Source organism: Saccharopolyspora flava, assembly GCF_900116135.1.
Lineage (GTDB): Bacteria > Actinomycetota > Actinomycetes > Mycobacteriales > Pseudonocardiaceae > Saccharopolyspora > Saccharopolyspora flava.
In genome coordinates this window covers 1-6,806 of the sequence record NZ_FOZX01000019.1, presented here as the reverse complement: position 1 = coordinate 6,806, position 6,806 = coordinate 1, and the positions used below count along the sequence as shown (strand labels likewise).

7 protein-coding genes are annotated in these 6,806 nt (G+C 64.5%); 5 read left to right on the top strand and 2 right to left on the bottom strand.

Annotated features, from left to right (window positions below):
* Nucleotides 1-67: 67 nt before the first annotated feature.
* From BM424_RS28250 to BM424_RS28230, 5 genes are all read left to right on the top strand, one after another.
* Nucleotides 68-1,227, top strand: a protein-coding gene (locus tag BM424_RS28250) for an IS3 family transposase (protein WP_093412644.1) whose coding sequence is annotated in 2 segments (ribosomal slippage) — nucleotides 68-340 and nucleotides 343-1,227 — 1,158 coding nt in all. Because the reading frame shifts where the segments join, the coding sequence is not laid out codon by codon here.
* A gap of 67 nt (nucleotides 1,228-1,294) precedes the next feature.
* The gene (locus BM424_RS28245; protein WP_342742665.1) at nucleotides 1,295-2,608 is read left to right on the top strand and encodes an SDR family oxidoreductase; all 1,314 of its coding nucleotides are present in this window, start codon (nucleotides 1,295-1,297) and stop codon (nucleotides 2,606-2,608) included.
* Nucleotides 2,609-2,678: 70 nt separating this feature from the next.
* On the top strand, nucleotides 2,679-3,620 hold the full coding sequence (locus tag BM424_RS29790) for a MerR family transcriptional regulator (RefSeq protein ID WP_175548301.1): 942 nt from the start codon (nucleotides 2,679-2,681) through the stop codon (nucleotides 3,618-3,620).
* The gene (locus BM424_RS28235; RefSeq protein ID WP_093424389.1) at nucleotides 3,617-4,975 is read left to right on the top strand and encodes a cryptochrome/photolyase family protein; all 1,359 of its coding nucleotides are present in this window, start codon (nucleotides 3,617-3,619) and stop codon (nucleotides 4,973-4,975) included. Before BM424_RS29790 ends, BM424_RS28235 begins: the two co-directional genes overlap by 4 nt.
* Nucleotides 4,976-5,274: 299 nt before the next feature.
* Nucleotides 5,275-5,637, top strand: coding sequence for a TspO/MBR family protein (locus tag BM424_RS28230; RefSeq protein WP_342742664.1), 363 nt, complete (start codon nucleotides 5,275-5,277; stop codon nucleotides 5,635-5,637).
* Nucleotides 5,638-5,690: 53 nt separating this feature from the next.
* Here BM424_RS28230 and BM424_RS28225 read toward each other — a convergent pair whose 3' ends face one another.
* Both BM424_RS28225 and BM424_RS28220 read right to left on the bottom strand, forming a co-directional pair.
* On the bottom strand, nucleotides 5,691-6,395 hold the full coding sequence (locus BM424_RS28225; RefSeq protein ID WP_093424387.1) for an SDR family NAD(P)-dependent oxidoreductase: 705 nt from the start codon (nucleotides 6,393-6,395) through the stop codon (nucleotides 5,691-5,693).
* A gap of 106 nt (nucleotides 6,396-6,501) precedes the next feature.
* Nucleotides 6,502-6,806: transposase (locus tag BM424_RS28220; protein WP_139274164.1), on the bottom strand; the 305-nt coding region annotated here is incomplete at its 5' end.

Genomic DNA, 6,806 nt, shown 5'->3' with positions numbered 1-6,806 from the left:
GGGTCTGCCCAGGGTTTGGTTGACACCTGATGTGTGAGGCTTCGGCCTCGCTTGGAAGGATGTCGTCGTGCCCAAGCCCTACCCGCAGGAGTTTCGTGATGACGTGGTCGCGGTGGCCCGTCGTGGCGAGACATCGTTGAAGCAGGTCGCCGCTGATTTCGGGATCTCGATCGGTTGCCTGAAGAACTGGATGCGTGCCGCTGAGGTCGCCGAGGGCACCCGTGAGGGTGTGACTCGTGAGGAGCCGGCTGAGCTGCGGGAACTCCGCAAGCGCAACCGGCTGCTGGAGCAGGAGAACGAGGTCCTGCGTAAGGCCGCGGCGTATTTGTCCCAGGGTGCTCTGCGGGGAAAATAGCTTTCCCGCTCGTCCGTGACCTGGCCGCCGCCGACGCCCCGATCAGGGTGCCGGTGGCGGTGACGTGCAGGGTGCTGGGTATCTCCCGGCAGGCCTACTACCAGTGGGAATCCGACCCGGTCTCGCAACGCGACTGGGACGACGCCCATCTGATCAAGGCCGCCCTCGAGATCCATTCCGATGATCCGACCGAGGGGTATCGGTTCATCGCCGACGAACTCGCCCGGCGAGGCTTCGCGGCCTCGGAGAACCGGGTATGGCGGATCTGCTCGATGCAGAAGATTTTTTCCTTGCATGCCAAGAAAAAGGCACGCAATCCGAAGGCCGGACCGCCGGTGCACGACGACCTCGTGGACCGCGATTTCACCGCTACCGCACCGAATACCAAGTGGTTGACAGACATCACAGAGCATTCCACCGCCGAGGGCAAGCTGTACCTGTGCGCGGTCAAGGACTGCTACTCCAACCGCATCGTCGGCTACTCGATCGGCCCCCGGATGCGCTCGTCGTTGGCCGTGGCCGCGTTACGCAACGCCATCGCCCTGCGCAACCCGCAGGGCGTGATCGTGCATTCGGACAGGGGCAGTCAATTTCGATCCAGAAGCTACGGGCGTCTGCTTCGCTCGCACGGGCTGACCGGCTCCATGGGTCGGGTCGGCGCCTGCGGCGACAACGCCGCCATGGAGTCCTTCTTTTCCTTACTACAGAAGAACATTCTCAACACCAGACGCTGGAAGAGTCGGGAGGAACTACGGCTGGCGATCGTGTCCTGGATCGAGACCAAATACCACCGCCGGCGACGGCAACGCCGCCTCGGCAAACTCACCCCAGTCGAGTTTGAGACCATCTACACCGCCGCTACAGCGGCCTGACACCACTCAACCCCGCGTGTCAACCAAAGCCTGGGCAGTCCCGTCCGCCTGCGACGGCGTTGATGTCTTGTACTACTTGGTGCACTCGCTGCCGAGTGCGGGATTCGCCTCCCTCGATCGACGCGCTGCGTTGATCGCTGGCAGGGCGGCCCATGAACGCGGTGTCGGACGCATCGTGTACCTCGGCGGGGTGCATCCGGCGACGAGCGATCTTTCGGCGCATCTGGGCTCGAGAGCAGAGGTGGGAGAGGCGTTGCTACGCAGTGGCGTGCCCACCGTCGCGTTGCAGGCCGCGGTGATTATCGGATCCGGTTCGGCGAGCTTTGAGATGCTTCGTCATCTCACCGAGCGGCTTCCTGTGATGGTGACGCCGCGCTGGGTGCGCAACAAAGTCCAGCCGATCGCGGTGCGCGACGTGCTGCACTACCTCGCGGGTGCGGCGCGTCTGCCGTCCTCGGTCAGTCGCACTTTCGACATCGGCGGCCCGGACGTGCTGACCTACGCCGACATGATGCAGGACTACGCCGAGGTCGCCGGACTCCCGCGGCGCCGGATGCTACCGGTTGGTGTGCTCTCCCCGAAGTTGAGCTCGCACTGGATCAATATCGTCACTCCGGTACCCAAGAGCATCGGAGCGCCGCTGATCGAATCGCTTGTGCACGAAGCCGTCTGCGCGGAGTCGGAAATCGATGCCTATCTCCCGCCTCCGGAAGGCGGGTTGACCGGTTATCGACAGGCCGTGAGCCTGGCGTTGCGCAAGATCCAGGACGCAGAATTCGTGACCCGCTGGTCCGACGCCTCACCGACGACCGCACCTTTCGAACCGCTGCCCACTGACCCGGACTGGTCCGGCGGAACTGCCTACGTTGACCTTCGCGTGCACCGCACGACCTTGCCCGCGCGGCAAGTGTGGCAGGTGATCGAAAGCATTGGTGGTGAACACGGCTGGTACTCATTCCCACTCGCTTGGGCGATCCGCGGCTGGGCAGATCGCCTGGTCGGTGGCGTCGGGCTGCGGCGAGGCAGGCGCGACGCCCATCGGTTGCGAACCGGTGATGCGGTCGACTGGTGGCGAGTCGACCGACTCGAGGACGGGCACTTGCTCCGTCTCCTGGCAGAGATGAAAGTACCGGGCGAAGCGTGGCTGGAGCTGTCGGTGACCTCCGAACATCCGCACGGCTCGCGGTACCAGCAACGCGCCGTGTTCGTGCCCCGTGGGTTGGCAGGGCACGCCTACTGGTGGGCGGTAAGCGTCTTCCACGGCTTGGTGTTCGGCGGGATGGCTCGCAACATCCTCGCCTCCTCTCAGCGCCGCGCAGCTGTGCGACCCGATTCTCTGAATGATGATCACTCGGCTTCTTCGCGTACCGCCATCCGCTGAACAGTGCACAAGCGATGCAACTATGCTTGCTCACGTCGTTGCACGTCAGTGGTTCGGAAGGCTGAGTCTCATGGCTGGTGCGCCTGGGGTGGTGTTGACGGCTGGTGCGGTGGCGAGGCAGCTCGGGGTCGCAGTGCCGACGTTGCGCAGCTGGGACCGCCGCTACGGGCTGGCGCCGAGCGAGCACGATCCGGGTCGGCACCGCCGATACACCATCGAGGACGTGGAACGCCTTCGACGCATGCTGGCGCTGATGGGCGAGGGAGTGCCCCCTGCTGCCGCGGCACGTGTGGCCCTGGAATCGCGATCGGATCCCGAACCGGCGCGCGATGGTGGGGGAACCGGAGCCCTGGCGGTGGGACGGGTCGACCGGGCCGTGCGCGGCCTGGCCCGCGCTGCCACCCGGCTCGATGTGGCAGCGATCCGGGAGCGGGTCGAGGAGCACCTGGTGCAGCGCGGTGCGCTGGTCACCTGGGAAGAGCTGCTCATGCCCTTGTTGCGCAGCATCGGCGAGAGCTTCGAGCAGAGTGCGGACGGCATCGTCGAGGTGGAACATGCCGCTTCAGCAGGAATTCTCGCCGCCCTCCACGGTGCGCGCCCTGTGCCCGAGCGCGGACGGTTGCCGGCGTTGTTGGCGTGTGCGCCTGACGAGCAGCACAGCCTCCCGCTCGAAGCGCTGCACGCTGTGCTCGCCGGGCGAGATTGCGCATCTCGGTTTCTCGGCGCTCGTGCACCGGCGGACATGTTGATCCGGGCGGCCGACAAGCTCCGGCCCAGGAGCGTGGTCGTGTGGGCCCACACGGCTCGCACCGCTCGAAAGGTCGACGTTGACGCGCTCGGGGAGCTATGTCCTGTCCTGCTGCTGTGCGGTCCCGGCTGGTCTGGTGTGCGCGCCGCGCGTGAGCACCTGAATCCTGCCTCGATGCGAGAGGTCATGAACGTCATTCTGGAGTCAGGAACTCCATTGCCGAAGCTGTTCCCAGCCGTGGAGAAGGAGGGACGCGCACGATGACAACGGCGATCTCATTGTTCACCCGTGACCTGCGAGTCCATGACAATCCCGTCCTGCACCACGCGGCCCGCGCGGCGAACGTCGTACCGCTGTTCGTCTTGGACGAAGCCGTCCTCTCCGGTGCTTTCGGGAGTCCGAATCGCGTCAGCTTCCTTCTCGACTCGCTGGCAGATCTGAATCGTTCGCTGGAATCTCGTGGCGGGAGGCTGGTGATTCGTCGCGGTGATCCGGTGGCTGAGGTGTGCCAACTGGTTTCGGAAACCGGTGCAGAAGAAGTGCATGTGGCAAGGGATGTCAGTGGCTATGCGCAAAAGCGGGAAGACCGCCTCCGACTCGAACTGTCGGCTCGTCACTGCGTGTTGCACGTGCACGAGGCGGTCATCACCACGCAGCCGCCAGGCGCCGTGGTCCCCTCGGGTAACGATCATTTCGCCGTGTTCACGCCGTACTTTCGTCGGTGGTGCGAGCAGCAGACACGTGCCGTGCTGCCCGCACCTGACGTGCTTCGGGTGCCCGAGGTGCAGGGTCGCCCACTGCCGGGTAGGCGAGCTCTTTGCGACGGTGAGGTGTCGCCTCGGGTCCTCCGGGGCGGCGAGTCCGAGGGGCGTGAGCGGATGCGGGAGTGGTCTGCCGCGACGGTGTGTGAGTACGTCCATGCGCATGACGACCTCGCTGCTGATGCGACGTCACGATTGTCCCCGTACCTGCACTTCGGTTGCGTGTCGAGTACCGAGCTCGTCGTGAACGCAGGTCCGTCGGAAGGTGAGCAGGCGTTCGTGCGGCAGCTCGCCTGGCGGGATTTCCATCACCAAGTGCTGGCTGCGCGTCCTGCCAGCAGCGAACGCGACTACCGCACGCGCCACGACCAGTGGCGCGAGGATCCGGGGGCCTTGCACGCGTGGCAGCGCGGCAGCACGGGGTATCCGATCGTCGATGCGGGCATGCGGCAGCTCCAGGCGGAAGGCTGGATGCACAATCGTGCGCGGCTGATCACCGCCAGCTTTCTGACCAAGACGTTGTATCTGGACTGGCGTCTCGGTGCCGCGCACTTCTTGGACCTGCTCGTGGACGGCGACATCGCGAACAACAACCTGAACTGGCAGTGGGTTGCGGGGACCGGCACGGACACGCGACCGAACCGGGTGCTGAATCCTGTCCGCCAGGCTGGTCGTTACGACCCGGGCGGTGACTACGTGCGCTTCCACGTACCGGAGCTCGCGGATCTGCCGACCGAACAACTACTCGATCCAGATCGGTTGCAGCCGACAGAGCGCCGTCGGCGCGGCTATCCCGCGCCGATCGTCGATCTCGCCGAAGCGCGTGAACGGTTCATGAGTGCCAGGGGGAGGGGCTGAGCGAAGCGAGTCGCATGATCGCCGGGCGTTAATCGTGTTTGGCGCCTGCTCTCGCTCGTGCTCCTCGGTCTATCAGGGACCTTTGCGAAATCAGTGCAACTTGGCAGATAATCGTCAGGCGGACATCGCTGTGGAAATGGAAGTTGCGGGAGAGGCTGCTTGTGACAAGTGTGATGAATCGTCGACGGTCCCTGATTCGGGGAATCCTGGCGGCTGCGGTGTTCGTGCTGGTCGTTGCGGCCGTTGCCGCCGCCGGATCTGTCGCCGCGGGCTCATCCTAGTCTGAGTACGCAGCTTTGGTGCAACCCTCGTGGGCACCGCCATCGTGGCTCTTCGGGCCGGTGTGGACGGTCTTGTACTTGATGATCGCTGCTTCGGGGTGGCGCATGTGGTGGGTGGCGGGTCCGCTGAAGGAGGCGCAACCGGAGTTTCTGCTCTACGCGGCCGGTCTCCTCCTCAATGGTGCGTGGACCCCTCTGTTCTTCGCGGCCGATGCGAGGGTAGTTGCACTGGCAGACATCGTGCTGCTGGACCTAGTGATCATCGCGACCATCGTCGCGTTCGCTCGTCGGGATCGGATTTCAGCCTCGCTGCTCTGGCCTTATCTAGCGTGGAGCGTGTTTGCGACCGCCCTGAACTCGGCCATCGTCGTGCTGAACTGACCGAGGGGTCGCTATCACGGGGACATCCGCTGATGGCGCACCTCGTTCCAGCATCAGGTCAGGAGCAGTTGACCCGACTTGATATCAGTAGCGAGCTTGCGGGCGTCACGACTGAGGCCCAAGACGATTTGGTCGACGACGGTGCTGACGCAGGCCGGCCGAGGCATCGGCGGTGCTTGCCCGCCGATGGCTCGGTCCGCCAAACCCGTTTCCATGTGCGGCGGCTGGATGTCGAACACGGATACATGGAAACGACGTTGTTCCCGCCGAAACGCCGTCAGCCATGCGCTGGTGGCAGCCTTGCTGGCGGAATAGGCTGCCATGCCAGGTGTCGGGTAGTCAGCGAGGATCGCCGTGACTGTCGCCAGCGTGCCGTGGGAGTCTTGGAGATACGGGGTGGCTGCACGAGCCAGCGCGATCGGTGCGCGGGTGTTGATCGCGAAGAGGGATTCGACCACGACGTCGTCTGTTTCTCCTGTCGTCCCGAAAGCTGCGACGCCGATGGTGATGATCAGTGCGTCGAGCCCGCCGAGCTGTTGAGCCGCATCGGTGACGGCTCCGTAGCAGCTGTCCTTGTTGAGCGCCTCGAAGTGCGTGATAGGTGAACTCGCGAGCTCGTCCGAGAGCTCTCGCAGACGAACCGGATCGCGCCCTGCGAGTGCGCAGCGAGCCCCTTGGGCATGCACCGCACGGCTCACGGAAGACCCGAGAACTCCCGTGGCACCAATGACAAGGATTCGTGCTCCGTTGAGTTCCATCGACCAACCTCATGCGTGCGCGAATGATATTGCTCATTTCAGGACGGCTTGGCTCTGTCGAGCTGAATTCGTACTTGGTTCGGGGGTGTGAGAGCCTGTTCCTGAACTAGCGAGTGAGGCGCTTGCTGATGGTGTGGATCATGGCCCAGCGGACCATGGCTTCGTGGTGTTCGGGGCGGCGTTCGTAGTCGCGCACGCAGCGGCGGTGCTGGTTGATCCAGGCCAGAGTGCGTTCCACGACCCATCGACGTGGCAGGGCGACGAACCCGACCTGACCTGCGAGTTTCGAGACGATTTCGATGCTGATCCCGAACAACGATCTGGTCCAGTCGATGAGCGTGCCGGTGTAGCCGGAATCGGCCCAGACCAATCGGATGGTCGGGCACAGATAGCGCAGGCGAGCCAGGAGGT

Coding starts and splice junctions, on each gene's coding strand:
- BM424_RS28225 (WP_093424387.1), bottom strand. CDS start 6,395: ATGGAACTCAACGGAGCACGAATCCTTGTCATTGGTGCCACGGGAGTT.
- BM424_RS29790 (WP_175548301.1), top strand. CDS start 2,679: ATGGCTGGTGCGCCTGGGGTGGTGTTGACGGCTGGTGCGGTGGCGAGG.
- BM424_RS28235 (WP_093424389.1), top strand. CDS start 3,617: ATGACAACGGCGATCTCATTGTTCACCCGTGACCTGCGAGTCCATGAC.